The following is a 16568-nucleotide window of genomic DNA, read 5'->3' on the forward strand; positions in this document are numbered from 1 at the left end:
CTCTCCTTGTCCAGCCGTCCGGCGGGCGTCGGGCGGCGATCGTCAGCCGGCGACCACTTCGTACCCGGCCTCCTGGACGGCGGCGGCGACCGCGGCGGCGTCGACCGGGCCCTCGCTCCGCACGGTCACCAGGCCGGTGGGCAGGTCCACCTCGACGCCGGTGACGCCCGGCACCTCGCCGACCTCTTCCTGCACCGAGCTGACGCAGTGGCCGCAGGTCATGCCCTTGACGGTGTAGGTGGTGGTGGTCAACGCGATCACTCCTGTCGTCGGTGCGGGCGGGAGGCTGCGCTCCCCTCTCGGTAACACCATACCCCTGTACCGTATTTCGATGGGCGCCGAGGGCGCACGAGTCCCGCACGGCATTCGCCTCGGCGCGCTCCCCCACAGGCCCGCGGAGCCCACGGTTCCCGCGGGTGCGGCCCCACCTTCCGACGATACGGGCCCCCGCCCCCCAGGTGACGCGCCGGCATGCGACGGCCCCGCCCGCCGGCGGCGGCGCACTGGGCGCGGCCGGAGGCGGGCGGGGCCGGACGAGAGCGCCGGGCCGCGGCCCGATCTCAGATGAGGGCGGTGGTGGACCGCATCGTGTCCTGGCGGAACAGGCCGGCCGGGTCGACCCGGGCGCGCACCCGGTCGACGGCGACCACCTGGTCGGCGGTGAGGTGGCCCTGCGGCTGGTCGAACCGCTCCACGAACGTCGGCGCGGTGCGGCCGGTGTCGAACGGCGCGAGGGCCTCCCGCACGGTGGCGCAGTGCGCGAGGATCGCCTCCCTGGTCAGCCCGCCTTCGGGCACCCCGGCCCCCGAGTAGGCGAACCGCGCGTCGAAGTGGCTCAGCACCCCGCCCGCCGGATCGGCCACCGCGTACGCGCCGCCGAGCTGGCGCAGGCCGGCGACGACCAGCGGGGACCCCGAGCCGGGGCCGATCACCCGAAGCAGCTCCGCCACGCCGTCGTCGCCGATCTCACCGAGCAGCATGTGGTCGCCCACGATGGGCACCGGGTCGGAGGGGTCCATGTGCGCCTGCAGCACCATGGCGGGCGTGGTGAGCTCGAAGGTGTCCATCACCGGCTCGGCCACGGCGCGCAGCGGGCCGAGCAGGTCCTCGGCCTGGGCCAGCGCGGCCGGCACGGCGTCCTCGTCCGCGGCGAGCACCACGCCGTCCACGCACAGCATCGGCCCCGCGGCCAGCACGGGCGGCACGTCCGGCAGCGGTGGCAGGTTCATCACCCGGGCCGAGGTGGCCGCCTCCCAGGGGGCGTCCTCGGTCCACCGGCGCCAGGCGCGCAGCAGCGCCGGGGCGTGCTCGGCCGGCCAGAACGCGGCGCCGGTGACCACGCGGGCGACGGGGAACAGCTCCACCTCGACCGCGGTCACGACGCCGAAGCCGCCGCCGCCCCCGCGCAGCGCCCAGAACAGCTCGGGATCGGTGGCGGCGTCCACCCTGCGCCACTCGCCGTCGGCGGTGACCAGTTCGACGGCGCGGACGCTGTTGACGGCCAGGCCGGCCCTGCGGCTGTAGAAGCTCATGCCGCCGCGCAGCAGGTACCCGACCACGCCGACGTCCGGGGAGGAGCCGTGCGGCGGGATCAGCCCGTGGGCCGAGGACGCCGCGACGACCTCGCCCCAGCTGGTCCCGGCGGGGACGCGGGCGAGGCGGCGGACGGGGTCGATCTCGACGGCGCCCGCCATCCGGGTGCGGATGAGCAGGGCGCCGTCCATCGGGCGCGCGGTCGCCGAGGCGTGGCCGGTGGTGTGCACGCGCACCGGCATGCGCTCGACGGTGGCCAGGCGCAGCGCGGCACGGATGTCCTCGACCGTGCGGACGGTCACCGCCGCGGCGGGCCGCGCGGGCGCGACCAGGTTGAACACCCGGGTCGCCTCCTCGTACGGCGCCTCGCCGGGCAGCGCGACACCGGTGTCCCGCTCGTCGATCGTGGTCATCGCGGCCCCGCCTCTCTGGTCAGGTGTCTGCGGCCGGTTCACCGGTCAGTCGCGGACGGCGGTGATGAAGACGAAGGTGCCGGGGCCGGAGGCGTCGATGATCGACATGCCGGCGTCGGCGAACCACCGCTCCAGCTCCTCCATCGTGAAGAGCAACTGGCCCTCCGGGCGGCTGGGGAAGTAGTGCGACTCCTGGAAGTGACGGGCGATCGGGTCGAGGTCGAACAGGAAGGTCATCGCGGTGAACGTGCCGCCCGGCCGGAGCACCCGGCCGACCTCGGCGATGGCCTCCGCCGCGTCGTCGGGGAAGGCCTGCAGGGCGTTCCAGCAGTTCACCGCGCCGAAGGTGGCGTCGGCGAACGGGATGTTCAGCGCGCTGCCCCGCACCGCGGGCACCTGCGGGAGCTTGCCGCGCATCACGGTGAGCATCGGCAGGCCCATGTCGACGCCGACGAGGCGCTCCTGGCCGACGGCCCCGGCGACCACGGTGGTCCACCGGCCGGCGCCGCAGGCGAGGTCCAGCACGGGGCCGTCCACCGGGCGGATCTGCCGGGCGATGTAGGCGTCCTCGTCCTTCGCGGTCACCGCGCCGCCCCAGTTGGCCCCCGCGATGCGCAGGTAGGCCGGGCGGAGCACCTTCTCGTAGTAGACCCCGAGGCTGGGCATCTCGGCGAGCTTGGCCAGCAGGTTCGCGGTCGCCTCGTGCGGCAGGTCGGCCGTGGCCTCGCTGATGCCGTCGGACAGGTCCAGGATGCCCAGGGCGATCGGATAGCGGACCGCGCACGCGGGGCAGCGGACGATCTCACCGTCGAGCTCGAGGGAGCCGGAGCAGGTGGTGCAGCGCAGCACGTCGGCGTACTGCGCGAAGACCTCGATGCCGAGCTCGCCGGCCGGTGCGGGCGACTCGCCGCTCCCGGGAGCCGGCGGGAGGTCGACCGGCATGCCGTTGCGGACGGCCCAGTACGCCATGGCGCCCGAGTAGGCGTACAGCATCCGGGTGTCGTTCTCCCAGTTCGTGGTGACCTGGGCGGGGGTGAGGCTGCGAAGCTGCTGCCGGTGGAACTCCAGGTCCGCCGCGCTGAGGTCCCACACCGACGGGGACGGCCACATCCGGCCGATGTCGGGGTCGTCGCGGTCGAGCGAGGCCAGGCCGCGCTCCAGGCGGCTCTGCTCGGGCGGGTCCAGGTCGAGCGGCGCGACGGCGGCGAGAATGCGGTCCCGGTCGCCGGGGAAGTGCGACACCAGGTAGAGCAGGGCGAGGGTCAACGGCGTGCCCTTGCCGGCGGCCGCGAGCAGGCCGAGGTAGCGGTCCAGGCCCTCGCGGACGGCGGCGTTGAGTGGGCCGTCGACGATCGGGTACTCGGCCTCGGCCAGCAGGCCGAGCAGGACGGCCAGGTACCCCTTGCGGTCGTCACCGGCCTCCTCCAGCGCGGCGACGAGCGCGGGGACCGCCTCCCGGGCGTCCTCCGAGGCCTCGCCGCGGTGCCACAGCGCCGCGACCAGCCGCTGGAAGTCCGCCTCCAGGCTCGCCGGCGCGGCCGAGGTGAAATCGGTCAGCAGTTCGGCGACCGCGGGCCCCGTGGTGGAAACACTCATGCGCGCGTCCTTTCACGAAAGGGTGGAATGGGCGGGCGCCCGTCCGGCGAAATCCGTCCACGAAATCTTCGCACCGGCCCCCATTACCAGGCTTCTCCGAGCGTGCTTACCGGCGTTCCCCCTTCCGAGCTGGCGCGATGCCCTGGCAGGCAGCACGCGTAAAGATGCGGACCGGCCCGGCGCGCGGCCACCATGAGGGGTGGGAAAAGCGATTCGGCCGTCTTCCGCCGTCGGCCGCGGGATGCGGGTCACGGCGATCCGGCCGCCGGCCCGCCCCTTTCTTTCCTTGGGTCCCGCCGCCGGCCGCCCATCGTGTGGAGTGAGGGATTGATGTCCAGCGAAACGATCGACTCGGCCGACATCGGCATCCATTACGACCAGCGTTCGCCGATCGGGGACGAGTTCCGCAACGGCCAGTTGCACATGTGGTACTGGTACGACAACGACGACGACACGCCGCTGAAGGACGCCGTCCACCGGGTCAGCCGCAAGGTCACCGAGACCCTCGGCCTGCGCCCCGGCGAGCACGTCCTGGACGCCGGCTGCGGCCCCGGCGAGACGGCGGTGTTCCTGGCCAAGGAGTACGGCGTGCGGGTCACCGGCGTCACCGTCAGCTCGTTCGAGATCGACAAGGCGAACGAGCGGGCCGCGGCCAACGGCGTGACCGACCGGGTGACCTTCGAGTACGGCGACTACACCGGGCTCACCTACCCCGACGACTCCTTCGACGCCGTCCTGGCCCTGGAGTCGCTGCAGAACGCCCCCGACCTGCAGCTGGTGCTCGGCGAGCTGTTCCGGGTGCTGCGTCCCGGCGGCCGCATCTCGTTCTCCGACTTCAGCCTGGAGTCGGCGGCCGAGCCGGCCCGGGTGCGGCGGTTCATGAGCACGCTCAAGCTGCGCGAGCTGCCCACGCTGCAGGAGTGGATCGAGCACGCGCGGCGGGCCGGCTTCGAGGTCGAGGAGTACACCCAGTGCGGCCCGCGGGTGTTCGGCAAGAAGAGCAAGTACATCCGGGCCGCGATGGACCACCGGGACGAGATCGCCGCGAAGTTCGGCGAGGAGGCCCTGGCGGAGTTCTCCCGCAGGCACCTGGGCTTCTTCGCGCCGCGCAAGGACCAGATCGGCTACGTGATCGTCTCGGCCCGCAAGCCCGTCCGCTGAGCCCGCCCCGGCCGTACCGGCGGCTCGCCCCTTGAGGGCACGGGCCGGCGGTGCGGCGCGAACACCGCATCAGTACACGAAACGGCTCCGCCGCCCGGATGAGTGATCCGGGCGGCGGAGCCGTTTCGCGCGTTTCGCCGGCGCGGGCCGGGTGCCGCGGAGCGGCTCCCGGCAGGGTGGTCCCAGGGGTGGTGAGGTCGGCGCGGATATTCTCTGCCGGCCGTGCGCAGCGTCGTCGATGGACACGGCCGGCAGGGTCGATGCGTCCCCCGGGGCAGGCCCTGCCGGGCCGGTCCCCGATCGCGGGACGGTGGGCGGTCGCGCCGCCCACGGGGTCAGTGCTCGTCCTCCACGCCGAAGCGGGCCTTGGCCAGTTCACGCTTGGCGATGGTGGACAGGAAGACGGCGAACCCGGCGTGGCTGTGGAACATCGACATGTCCCGCCAGACCCGCTCGATGCGCTCGCCCTGCCGCACCGCGCTGGAGCCGGCCGTCGGGAACAGGTAGTTCTCCACGGCGTGCCAGCACAGGTCCACGACCTGGTGGCAGATCGCGGCCAGGCGCATCTCGCGCTCCTTGGTGACCGCCGCCGGGCCCTGCGCGCAGATGTCCATCCACTGCTGGATCGCGTTCAGCACGGCCGCCTCGCCGGTGGCGATCATGCCGGCCGCCTGGCCGTACCAGTACTGGTAGTCGGGGTCCTTGGTACGGGGCACGTTGAACTGGAACATGGCGAAGCGGTCGCGCATCAGTTCCTCGTAGGCGTCCAGCGCGCCGAGCGCCATGCCCACGGCGAGCGCGGCGTCCTCGATGACCATGAAGCTGAGCTGGCCGCCGCCGTACTCGGGGTTGCCGTGCAGGGCGCGCCCGGGGGTGCCCTTGGACACGTCGACCTGGCTGACGTGCGTGGCCAGTGTGAAGTGGCCGGGCACGACGCCGTTCTCCATCGTGATGCTGTGCGAGCCGCTCCCCTTCAGGCCGAGCTGCTTGCCCCACGATCCGGGCACGCGCTGCCACTGGCTGCGCGGGGCGATGAACATCATCGGCGCGGGCGGCTCGCCCTCGGCCTGGGACACCATGGTGTGCCCGATGAAGTGCGTGGCGTACGGCGAGCCCGAGTTGTAGTGCCAGGTGCCGTTGAGCACCCAGTCACCGCCGGGGGTGCGCTCGGCCGTACCGCTCGGCGCCACCGTGGCCGGGCAGATGAAGTCGCCCTCGGCGAAGATCTCCGCCTGCGCCCGCTCGTCGAACAGCGCGGCGACGACCAGGGCGTGCGCGTGGCCGAGGCAGTACATCCAGCCGGTGGACGGGCAGCCTCTGGTCAGCGCCATCGCCACCCGCATGAACGTGTCGATCCCGTACTCCAGGCCGCCGTAGCGGCGCGGGACGAGGATCCGGTAGAAGCCGGCCCGCCGGAACTCCTCGTGGGTGTCCTCGGCGTAGAAGGTGCGCTCCTCGGTCTCGGCCTGGCGGTCGACCAGCGTCGCCGCGATGGCCTCGGCCCGCGCCACCATCTCCACCGGGGTGAGGGCGGGTTCGCCCCGGAGCGCGACTCCATGCTCGGTAACGTTCGTGGCCACTGCCATCGGCGCGCAGTCCTTCGTCTCGGATGGTCGGCGGAACCGTGTCGTAGAGCCAGCGTTCCCCGCCGCCCGCGGCGCGGGCATCTCCTGGAATGCGCTGTGCCGCGCCGCCGGGCAGCGCCGGCGGCGGGAAAGGTGGCCTGACCTGCGCGGGTCGCCTTCCTCCTGCCCCGGCGTCCGGCGCGCCCCGGCGCGAAGACCGCAATCTGGAAAATGCGGCGCCGTATCCCAGGGTGCGAGCGTCATGTCCTGCCGATCGATGAACGGTGGCTCCCCCGATCGACCGCGCGAAAGGGCACGCCGGGCCGTCCGCTCGTCGAACCCGAGTCGGCCAGAACTTGAGAAGGTGCGTCATGGTGGAGTTATCGCAATCCGTCGGTTCCCGTCCCGTTGCCCTGCCATCGCGGCTTCCGTCGCTGACCGGCATGCGGTTCGTCTCGGCGGGGCTGGTGTTCCTCACCCACGCCATCGGGGCGACCCTGTTCGCCGACCAGGCGTTCGCCGGTCTGTACATGTCGACGGTCGTGCAGGGCGGCTGGGCGGCGGTCTCCTACTTCTTCATCCTGAGCGGATTCGTGCTGACGTACGCGGCGCGGTCCTCCGACACCGCGGCGTCGTTCCTGCGCCGCAGGTTCTTCAAGATCTACCCCAACTACATCATCACGCTGCTGGCCGCGCTGGTCCTGGTGGCCTGGGTGGGCAAGCAGACCATCGACGTCGGCGTCGCGCTGCTGCACGCGACACTGCTGCAGGCGTACGTGCCGGTGCTGAGCATCCGCACGGCCCTCAACTCGCCGGCGTGGTCGCTGTCGTGTGAGGCACTGTTCTACCTGTGCTTCCCGCTGCTGCTCCGCTACATCAGCCGGATCAAGGCCGAGCGGCTGTGGGGGTACGCGGGCCTCACCGTGGCCGCCATCTTCGCCGCCCCGTTCGTGGCCAAGCTGCTCCCGGCGCAGCCGACCATCCCCGGCTTCCCCATGACGGAGCTGGAGATGTGGTTCGTCATGCAGTTCCCGCCGGTGCGGATGCTGGAGTTCGTCTTCGGCATGATCCTGGCCCGGATCGTCATGACCGGCCGGAAGATCCCGGTCGGCCTGGGCGGCGCGGTGGCGATCGGCATCCTGCTGTACGCGGTCTCGTCCTCGGTCCCGATCGCCTTCGACGTGGTGGCCATCTCGGTCATCCCGCTCGGCCTGATCATCGCCGCGGGCGCGGTGAACGACTCCGAACGGCGCACCGGCTGGCTGGGCAGCAAGCCGATGGTGTGGCTCGGCGAGGTGTCGTACGCGTTCTACATGTGGCACTTCCTGGTGCTGATCTACGTACGTCAGTGGTTCGGCAACCCGCAGGGCTGGAGCACCTGGGCGGGATTCGGCATCATGGCGCTGCTCGTCGGCATCACCCTGGCGCTGTCGTGGGCGCTGTACTCGCTGGTGGAACAGCCGATCATGCGGCGGTTCGCCTCCACGCGGGGAGGCAGGACCGCTCCGGCGGTGCCGCTGCCGATGCCACCCTCCTCCTCCGACGACCTGCCCGAGAAGGTGCCCGCCGACCCGGTGCCCCCGCCCGGCCGCTGAGCACCCCACGCCCTCCCGCACCCGTGGCGGCGCGGAGGGCGTGGATCCGGACCGCCTCCGCCCGTGGGACATCCCTACCGGGCGGCGGCGGTCTCCGGCATGCCGGGCATCGCACCGGTGGCGGTGAGATAGGCGTGCAGGTGGCTCGCGCCCTGCAGCATCGCGGCGGCCCGCCGGGTCAGCTCGCCCTGCCGCCGGGCGATCGCCGTGCGCAACGCCTCACTGCCGCCCGTCCGGCGCAGGCCCTCGATGATCTCCTTGATCTGGGGCAGCGGATAGCGGCCGCGCCGCAGCATGTCGATCATGCGCGCGTCCCGGACGTCGGCCGGGCCGTAGCGCCGGTAGCCGGTGAACTGCTCGCGCCGGGGGGCGAGCAGGCCGGCCGACTCCCACAGGCGCAGCGCGGAGGTGCGCACGCCGAGCAGCGCGGCCACCTCGCCGACGCGCAGCCCCCGCTGGGCCTGCGCCGCACTCCCCTGCGCCGCACTCCCCTGCGCCGCACTCCCCTGCGCCGCATTTCCGTGGGCCGCCCGCGCCTCCCGGCCACCGCCCTGCGCCGTCGCGCCGTCCTGCCCGGTGGCCCGCGCCCGCCCGCCCTGCTGCGGCGTCACCTCGTCCTGCGCGGCGTCCTGGGCCGCTACCGCCTCCAGGGCCGCGCCGGTCGCCCGCAGCGAGCGCCGCTGCTCGTGCAGCGCCGCGTGGCCGGCGTCCATCATCTCCAGCGCGCGCGGGACGTGCCCGGCGTGTACGGCCTGCATGATCGCGCGGGCCTCCTCCCAGCCGAACCCGGGCGCGAGAGCGCGGTAGGTCAGCATGGCGGCCCGGTGCTCCTCGCCGAATCTGCGATGACCGGCGGGGGTACGCGGCACCGGAGGCAGGATGCCGTCGTCGGCGTAGTTGCGGATCTGCTGCGGCGAGACGCCGGCGAGCCGGGCCAGATCCACCGGGCGCAGGCCCGCCCCCGTTCCGCCGCCGCCCATCGTCCTCGCCTTCCCGCCCAACGTTACATGGCGAGTTGAAGGTTATCCGCCTCCACGCCCTGCCCGGCCTGCTGATCGGCGGCGCAAAGTTCAAGAGGGCACTTCAATGACAGAATCGAAGGTATGAATTCGGGCGACAACGACGACGAGATACCCGAAGAGGCGGCGATCGAGACCCGCGGCCTCCACATGCGTTACGGCTCCACCGAAGTGCTGCGCGGAGTGGACCTGCGGGTGCGCCGCGGCGAGGTGGTGGCCCTGCTCGGCCCGAACGGCGCCGGCAAGACGACGACCATCGAGATCCTGGAAGGATTCCGCGGACGCTCCGCGGGCGAGGTGCGAGTGCTCGGCACCGACCCCGGCCACGGCGACGAGGCGTGGCGGGCGCGGCTCGGCATCGTGCTGCAGTCGTGGCGTGACCACGGCAAGTGGCGGGTGCGCGAGCTGCTGGACCACCTCGGCCGCTACTACGTCCCCTACAGCACGCCCTCGCGCAGGCGGCCGTACGACACCGACGAGCTGATCGCCCTGGTCGGCCTGACGGGGCGGGAGGACGCCGTCGCGGGACGGCTCTCCGGTGGCCAGCGGCGCCGGCTGGACGTGGCGATCGGCCTGGTGGGACGGCCCGACCTGCTGTTCCTCGACGAGCCGACCGTCGGGTTCGACCCGCAGGCCCGGCAGGACTTCCACGAGCTGGTGCGCCGGCTGGCCGACCTGGAGGACACCACGATCCTGCTCACCACGCACGACCTGGACGAGGCCGAGAAGCTCGCCCACCGCATCCTGATCCTGGCCGGCGGCACGATCGTCGCCGACGGCACCGCGGCCGAGCTGGCCCGGCGGGTCACCGGGCGGGCCGAGGTGCGCTACAGCAGGGACGGCGAGTTCCACACCGAGTCGGTCGAGGACGCCACCGGCTACGTCCGCGGCCTGTTCGCGCGGTACGGCGACGCCATCGGCGACCTGGAGGTCCGCCGGGTGCGGCTGGAGGACGTCTATCTGGCCATGGTGCGCGACTTCGAGGCCGGGCGGCACACCGGGATCCCCGGCGAGCTGGCGGAGGTGTCCGCGTGAGCGAGACCTTCGCCCCCGCCGTCTCCCGCAGCCCGCGGGCCGCCGCCTTCCGGGCCGGTCTGCACCGCGCCCGCATCGAGTTCCGGCAGAGCGCGACCAGCCCCCAGGAGATCTGGGGCGCGCTGTTCCTCCCGGTCATCGCGCTGCTGGTGATGTACCTGATGAGGGGGCAGAAGGTCCCCGGGGTCGCCTTCTCGCTCAGCTCGCAGTCCATCCCCGGCATCATCGGCCTGAACGTCGTGCTCAACGGCATGATGGGGCTGGCCATGGCGCTCACCATCGACCGCGAGGACGGCACGCTGCTGCGGGCCAAGGCCACGCCGAACGGCATGCTCGGCTACCTCACCGGCAAGGTCGTCAGCCGGGCCGGCCTGGCCGTCGCGGGCGCGCTCCTCCCCCTGGTCCCGGCGGCGTTCCTGTTCGACGGCCTGCGGCTGGGCGAGGTGTCGTCCTGGCTGACCATGGCGTGGGTCATGACGATCGGCCTGGTCGCGATGCTGCCGTTCGGCGCCGTCATCGGCTCGCTGTTCGAGGGCACGCAGAACGTGGGCGTCATCACCCTGCCGATGATGGGGCTGATGGGGATCTCCGGGGTGTTCTACCCGCTCACCGCCCTCCCTGATTGGCTGCAGTGGGTGGGCCAGACGTTCCCGATCTACTGGCTCGGCCTCGGCCTGCGCTCGGCCCTGCTCCCCGACACCCTGGCCGCCGCCGAGGTCGGCGACTCCTGGCGGCACCTGGAGACGATCGCCGTCCTCGGCGTGTGGGCGGTGGCCGGTTTCCTGATCGCGCCGCTCGTGCTGCGCCGCATGGCCCGGCGCGAGTCCGGGTCCCGGGTGGCGGCCCGCCGCGAGAAGGCCATGCGCCGGGCGATGTAGCCTGCTACCTGCGGTTTTTCCCTCACGAGCCGGCGCCGGCCCGCGTCGACCCGCCGGCCGGCGCCGCTCCGCCGTCTCGCGCCGACCTCTTTTCCCTCCCGCGTTCCGCGCCGCCGACGCGCCTCACCCGGCAGGCGGCTCGACGCTGCCTGCCACGGCCGGTTTCTGTCGGTGCGGGCCCCTATCCTCACGCAACCACCACTCGACCTTGGAAGGTCCCGTGATCCCCACCCAGCAGGCAGACGACGTACGGCGCCACGACGACCCGCGCGAGCCCGGCACCGCCGGGCGGCCCGCCGAGACGACACACGCGGCCGCGGACGGCCACGACCTCATCCAGGTGCGCGGCGCCCGCGAGAACAACCTCAAGGGCGTCTCCCTGGACATCCCCAAACGGCGGCTCACCGTCTTCACCGGCGTCTCGGGCTCCGGCAAGTCCTCCCTGGTGTTCGACACGATCGCCGCCGAGTCGCGACGGCTGATCGACGAGACCTACACGGCGTTCCTGCAGAACTTCATGCCCAGCCGCCCCCGGCCGGACGTCGACGCGCTGCGCAACCTGAGCGCGGCGATCATCGTCGACCAGGAGCGCATGGGCGGCAACGCCCGCTCCACCGTGGGCACCGCCACCGACGCCTACACCATGCTGCGCATCCTGTTCAGCCGCATGGCCACCCCGCAGATCGGGCCGGCGGCCGCGTTCAGCTTCAACCGGGCCGAAGGCATGTGCCCCGAGTGCGAGGGCCTGGGCAAGGTCTCCGACATCGACGTCGACGAGCTGGTCGACCGCGAGCTGTCGCTGAACGACGGGGCGATCAAGGTTCCGGGGTTCGCCGTCGACACCTGGTACTGGCAGGTGATGGCGAACTCCGGCTTCTACGACCCGGCGGTCAAGCTGAAGGACTTCACGCCCCAGCAGTGGGAGGACTTCCTGCACAAGCCGACCACCAAGGTCAAGATCGGCACGCACAACATCAGCTACGAGGGCCTCATCGTCAAGGTGCGGCGGACCTACCTGGCCAAGGACCGCGAGTCGATGCAGCCGCAGGCCCGCGCGTTCGCCGACCGCGCCGTCAAGCTGATCGGCTGCCCGGCCTGCGGCGGCGCCCGGCTCAACCCCGCCGCCCTGTCGGCGACGATCGACGGACGTAACATCGCCGACTGCTCGGCCATGCAGATCAGCGACCTGGCCGCCTTCGTCAGCGGCATCCGCGCCCCCTCCGTCGGCCCGATGCTGGACACCCTGCGCGAGACCCTGGACTCACTGACCGAGATCGGCCTCGGCTACCTGAGCCTGGACCGCGAGTCCGCCACGCTGTCCGGCGGCGAGGCCCAGCGGGTGAAGATGGTGCGCCACCTCAGCTCCAGCCTGACCGACGTCACCTACGTCTTCGACGAGCCGACGGCCGGGCTGCACCCGCACGACATCCAGCGGATGAACGACCTGCTGCTGCGGCTGCGCGACAAGGGCAACACCGTGCTGGTGGTCGAGCACAAGCCCGAGACGATCGCGATCGCCGACCACGTGGCCGACCTCGGCCCCGGCGCGGGCGCGGCCGGCGGCGAGCTGTGCTACGCGGGCGACCTGGCCGGGCTGCGCGCCTCCGGCACCCTCACCGGCCGCTACCTGGACCACCGCGCCGAGCTGCGCGACAAGCCCCGCACCCCGGCCGGGTGGCTGCCGGTCACCGGCGCCTCGCTGCACAACCTGCGGGACGTCAGCGTCGACATCCCCCTCGGCGTGCTGACCGTGGTCACCGGCGTCGCCGGCTCGGGCAAGAGCTCGCTGATCCACGGGTACGTCGCCGGGCGCGAGGGCGTCGTGGTGGCCGACCAGTCGCCGATCCGCGGCTCGCGCCGCAGCAACCCCGCCACCTACACCGGGGTGCTCGACCCGATCAGAACGGCCTTCGCCAAGGCCAACGGCGTGAAGGCCTCGCTGTTCAGCGCCAACTCCGAGGGGGCCTGCCCCGGCTGCAAGGGCGTCGGCCTCATCTACACCGACCTGGCGATGATGGCCGGCGTGGCGTCGGTGTGCGAAGACTGCGAGGGCAAGCGGTTCACCCCCGAGGTGCTGGCGTACCACCTGCGCGGCAAGAACATCAGCGAAGTGCTCGCCATGCCGGTCGAGGAGGCCCGCGCGTTCTTCCCCACCGGGCAGGCCCGGGTGATCCTCGACCGCCTCGCCGCCGTCGGCCTCGGCTACCTCGGCCTCGGCCAGCCGCTCACCACCCTGTCCGGCGGCGAGAGGCAGCGGCTCAAGCTCGCCATCCACATGGCCAAGAACGGCACGACCTACGTGCTGGACGAGCCGACCACCGGCCTGCACCTGGCCGATGTCGACCAGCTCCTCGCCCTGCTCGACCGCCTGGTCGACGACGGCAACACCGTCATCGTCATCGAGCACCACCAGGCCGTCATGGCCCACGCCGACTGGATCATCGACCTCGGCCCCGGCGCCGGCCACGACGGCGGCCAGATCGTCTTCACCGGCCCCCCGTCCGACCTGGTCGCCTCCGCCGACACCCTCACCGCCCACCACCTCCGCCAGTACGTCGGCACCCAGAAATAACCCCGCCCCAACCGCCCCTCCCATCCCTGAGGGGCGGCATGGCGGCGCGGTCAGGACGATTGGGTGAGGGACATCACCGCCCATGGGGGGAGGTCGATGTCGAGGTCGAGGATGCCGGTGGGGGGGACGGTGAGGGTGTGTCTGAGGAGGGCGTCGGCGACCGTGTTCAGGTGGTCGATCTCGGCGCGGGACGGGTTGACGGGGGCTCCGAGCCGGTGCCATGCCTCGGCGGGGTTCCCGTGCTCCCAGTCCATGATCTCGACGAGGAACGTCGTGCCGGGCTCCAGTCCGCCGATCGAGTGGTGGATCCTGCGGCTCGGCCCCACCTCGGCCAGCTCGCGGGTCGCCGGGTAGGAGTTCACCGAGCGGAGCCCCTTGAGGGCCATGTCGTCCGGGTAGTTGTAGAACACCGCCGACACGGCCGACGTCCGGCTGTCGCGGGTCACGACGCCGTCGGGCGTCGACAGGAGCAGCCGGTCGCCGAGCCGTTCCAGCATCCTGAACGCGTGGAAGGTGGGCTTGTGCACGCCTGCCTCGTTCACCACGCCGAACCCGCCGTGGAAGGGCCCGATGCCGGCGCCGCCCTCCTCGAACACGTCGGTGAAGGTCCAGTAGGAGATCGAGTCGGCGAGGGTCGCGCACCGCAGGTACGCCCGGGTGATGTAGGTCGCCGCGAACAGCGTGTCGTGGATGAAGTCCCGCGATGACGGCGACGTCGACCACTCGGTGATGTGGATCTCCGCGTCGGGGTACGGGCTCTTGTTCACCAGTTCGCGGAGCAGGGTCAGGTCGTCGAAGGTCGCATCGGCATACCGGGTGATCGGCACCGCCTCGCCGTCGGCGCCGAAAGCGAAGTCGGTGGGATAGGTGTGGGTGGAGATGAAGTCGATCGGCAGGTCGCGCTCGGCGCACCAGGCGATGAACTCCTCGATCCACACCGGGCGCCAGTCGAGCGCGTCCACGTCGGCCGCGGCGGCCGTCTCACGCATGGCGGAGCGGTCCTCGACCTCGCCCTTGTAGCGGTCGTCGGGCACGAAGACGCTGGTCGCGGGCCCGCCTACCTGCAACGCGGGATCGATCTGCTTGATCGCCCGCACGGTGTGCTCGTAGAGCTCGAAGTACTCGGTCCTCGTCCCGGTCCAGAAGTGCGGTACGAGGTTCGGCTCGTTCCACACCTCGAACCGCCACTGCCGCACCTCGTCGAGGCCGTACCGGTCGATCCAGTGCTCGACCGACCTGGTGACCAGCTCGACCCAGCGTGCCATGTCCTTGGGCGGGCTGCAGTGGGCGCCCCACCAGAACACCGTGTCGGTCTTCGTCGCCAGCTCGCGCGGCATGAAGCCCAGCTCGACGAACGGGCGGACGCCCTGGTCCACGATGAAATCGAACACCTTGTCCACGTAACTGAAGGTGTAGACGGGTTCGGCGAGCGGTGCGTTCGGTCCGAAACCGCCGCCGTCGCTCTCCCGGTACACGAACATGTCGTCGTGGAAGACACCGTGGAAGCGGATGTACCGGAATCCCGAGGCGGCGACGACCTCGGCGAACTGCCGCTGCCAGTCCGCGCGCAGCGCCTCGTTCGCCCGCCCGGCACCGATGCACCAGGTCCAGGTGTGCGGAAGCACGCTCTCGTCGCACAGCCTGCCGTCGATCCGGAACCGGGGTCCGGACACACCGACGCTCGTCATGGCCTCACTTCTCTTCGCGGGATGGTTCGGGTGGAGATGGCCGGCGCCGCACACGTTCTCCTGCCGGCCCCTGGTGGTAAGGGGCCCGCGCGGGAGACCGCGTCGTGCGGCCACCGGGAGGGGCGGACGCCGGGCCGGGAACGCCGGCGTCGCGGTCCTAGCCCTTGACGGCGCCCAGCGACAAGCCGGACCGCCAGTACCGCTGCAGGCTGAGGAACGCGATGATCAACGGGATGATCGTGAGCAGCGAGGACGTGATCACGAGGTTCTGGATGAGGGCCCCGCTCCCGGCCGTCGAGCCCAGCTTGTTCCACTGGTTGATGCCGACGGTCAGCGGATACCAGGCGGGGTCCTTCAGCATGATCAACGGCAGGAAGTAGTTGTTCCAGATCGACACGAACGAGAACAGCAGGACCGTCACCCCGGCCGGCGCGAGCAGCGGGAGCGCGATCTGGACGAACGTCCTGAACTCCCCGGCACCGTCGATCTTCGCGGCTTCGAGCAGGCCGGTCGGCACGGCGTCGGCGGTGAACACCCACATCAGGTACAGGCCGAACGGGTTGATGAAGGACGGGACGAGAATCGCCCACGGGGTGTTGGTCATGCCGATGTGCGCGAACAGCAGGAACTGCGGGATGGCCAGGGCGATGCCGGGGACCGAGATCGAGCCCAGTACGACGAAGAGGAACACCCGTTTGCCGGTGAAGTGGAGCTTCGCCAGGGCGTACCCGCCGAGCGCGGCCAGGAAGGTCGACACGGTGGCGCCGACGACGACGTAGAGCACGGTGTTGAGCAGCCACCGGGAGAAGATCCCGTCCTGGTAGGAGAAGACCTGCACGATGTTGTCCCACAGGGCGAACTCGCGGCCGGGGGCGAGCCCGAACGTCGACACGAAGTCGGCCTGCGACTTGGTCGCGTTGATGACCAGCCAGGCGAGCGGCAGCAGGCAGTACAGGGTGAACAGCCCGGTCATCACGGTGAGGGTCGCGCTCTTGCCGGGGTTCTCCACCGTGGGAAGCCGGCGGGCGCGACGGCCGGGGCGGCGGTTCGGCGTTCCGGAGGCGTTCGCGTCCTCCGCTCGGCGGCTACTTGTCGGACGCATTCCGCAACCCCCTGATCTGGACGGCGTAGGCGACGGCGATCGTGATCGCCGCCATGACGAGCGCGAGTGCCGCCGCGTAGCCCTGCTGGGATCCGGTGAAGGCCAGGTTGTAGGCGTACAGGTTGGGCGTGTAGAAGGTGGTGACACCGCTGCCGGCCACCATCGAGGGCAGGATCTGCGGCTCGTTGAACATCTGGAACGTCCCGATGATCGAGAAGATGATCGTGACGATCAGCGATCCGCGGAGCGCCGGCAGCTTGATCGCGCGGACGATCTGGAACTCGTTCGCACCGTCGATCGCGGCCGCCTCGTACAGTTCACGCGGTACGGCCTTGAGCGCGGCGTAGAAGATGAGCATGTTGAAGCCGGTGAACGCCCACGTCACCATCACCCCGATGGAGATGAGCGTGG

13 protein-coding genes are annotated in these 16568 nt (G+C 71.6%); 5 read left to right on the plus strand and 8 right to left on the minus strand.

The window, feature by feature from the left end:
• Positions 1–42: 42 nt before the first annotated feature.
• The 3 genes from IEY93_RS18150 to IEY93_RS18160 form a co-directional block, all read right to left on the minus strand.
• Positions 43–252: a heavy-metal-associated domain-containing protein gene (locus IEY93_RS18150; RefSeq protein ID WP_189164265.1), complete on the minus strand. Its 210-nt coding sequence runs from the start codon at positions 250–252 to the stop codon at positions 43–45.
• A 308-nt stretch (positions 253–560) separates the two neighbouring features.
• Positions 561–1946 carry an FAD-binding oxidoreductase gene (locus IEY93_RS18155; protein ID WP_189164266.1) on the minus strand — a complete coding sequence of 462 codons (1386 nt, stop codon included), beginning with the start codon at positions 1944–1946 and terminating at the stop codon, positions 561–563.
• Between the two features lie 45 nt (positions 1947–1991).
• Positions 1992–3542 (minus strand): class I SAM-dependent methyltransferase, encoded by a 1551-nt coding sequence (locus IEY93_RS18160; RefSeq protein WP_189164267.1) that lies wholly within the window; start codon positions 3540–3542, stop codon positions 1992–1994.
• Positions 3543–3872: 330 nt separating this feature from the next.
• Between IEY93_RS18160 and IEY93_RS18165 the strand changes: the two genes are divergently transcribed.
• The gene (locus tag IEY93_RS18165; protein WP_189164268.1) at positions 3873–4703 is read left to right on the plus strand and encodes a methyltransferase domain-containing protein; all 831 of its coding nucleotides are present in this window, start codon (positions 3873–3875) and stop codon (positions 4701–4703) included.
• A 335-nt stretch (positions 4704–5038) separates the two neighbouring features.
• Here IEY93_RS18165 and IEY93_RS18170 read toward each other — a convergent pair whose 3' ends face one another.
• Positions 5039–6289 (minus strand): acyl-CoA dehydrogenase family protein, encoded by a 1251-nt coding sequence (locus tag IEY93_RS18170; protein ID WP_189164269.1) that lies wholly within the window; start codon positions 6287–6289, stop codon positions 5039–5041.
• Between the two features lie 350 nt (positions 6290–6639).
• On the opposite strand from IEY93_RS18170, the gene IEY93_RS18175 reads away from it, so the two are divergent.
• Positions 6640–7863 carry an acyltransferase family protein gene (locus IEY93_RS18175; RefSeq protein WP_203968673.1) on the plus strand — a complete coding sequence of 408 codons (1224 nt, stop codon included), beginning with the start codon at positions 6640–6642 and terminating at the stop codon, positions 7861–7863.
• 74 nt (positions 7864–7937) lie between these two features.
• Here the strand turns inward: IEY93_RS18175 and IEY93_RS18180 are convergent, their stop codons facing one another.
• Positions 7938–8843, minus strand: a complete 906-nt coding sequence (locus IEY93_RS18180) for a MerR family transcriptional regulator (protein ID WP_189164271.1) — start codon at positions 8841–8843, stop codon at positions 7938–7940.
• Positions 8844–8966: 123 nt separating this feature from the next.
• Between IEY93_RS18180 and IEY93_RS18185 the strand changes: the two genes are divergently transcribed.
• From IEY93_RS18185 to IEY93_RS18195, 3 genes are all read left to right on the plus strand, one after another.
• On the plus strand, positions 8967–9917 hold the full coding sequence (locus IEY93_RS18185) for an ABC transporter ATP-binding protein (protein WP_189164272.1): 951 nt from the start codon (positions 8967–8969) through the stop codon (positions 9915–9917).
• Positions 9914–10795 carry an ABC transporter permease gene (locus IEY93_RS18190; protein ID WP_189164273.1) on the plus strand — a complete coding sequence of 294 codons (882 nt, stop codon included), beginning with the start codon at positions 9914–9916 and terminating at the stop codon, positions 10793–10795. The genes IEY93_RS18185 and IEY93_RS18190 overlap by 4 nt, the downstream gene beginning before the upstream one ends.
• A 340-nt stretch (positions 10796–11135) precedes the next feature.
• Positions 11136–13367: an ATP-binding cassette domain-containing protein gene (locus IEY93_RS18195; protein WP_229691247.1), complete on the plus strand. Its 2232-nt coding sequence runs from the start codon at positions 11136–11138 to the stop codon at positions 13365–13367.
• A 50-nt stretch (positions 13368–13417) separates the two neighbouring features.
• Here IEY93_RS18195 and IEY93_RS18200 read toward each other — a convergent pair whose 3' ends face one another.
• The 3 genes from IEY93_RS18200 to IEY93_RS38260 form a co-directional block, all read right to left on the minus strand.
• A complete protein-coding gene (locus IEY93_RS18200; protein ID WP_189164274.1) occupies positions 13418–15055 on the minus strand; it encodes a GH39 family glycosyl hydrolase in 1638 nt (545 codons plus the stop codon).
• Positions 15056–15212: 157 nt separating this feature from the next.
• Positions 15213–16157: a carbohydrate ABC transporter permease gene (locus IEY93_RS18205; protein ID WP_189164275.1), complete on the minus strand. Its 945-nt coding sequence runs from the start codon at positions 16155–16157 to the stop codon at positions 15213–15215.
• Positions 16141–16568: carbohydrate ABC transporter permease (locus IEY93_RS38260; protein ID WP_229691243.1), on the minus strand; the 428-nt coding region annotated here is incomplete at its 5' end. The genes IEY93_RS38260 and IEY93_RS18205, both read right to left, overlap by 17 nt.

Origin of the sequence: Sphaerisporangium melleum (assembly GCF_014646695.1) — a bacterium.
GTDB lineage: Bacteria > Actinomycetota > Actinomycetes > Streptosporangiales > Streptosporangiaceae > Sphaerisporangium > Sphaerisporangium melleum.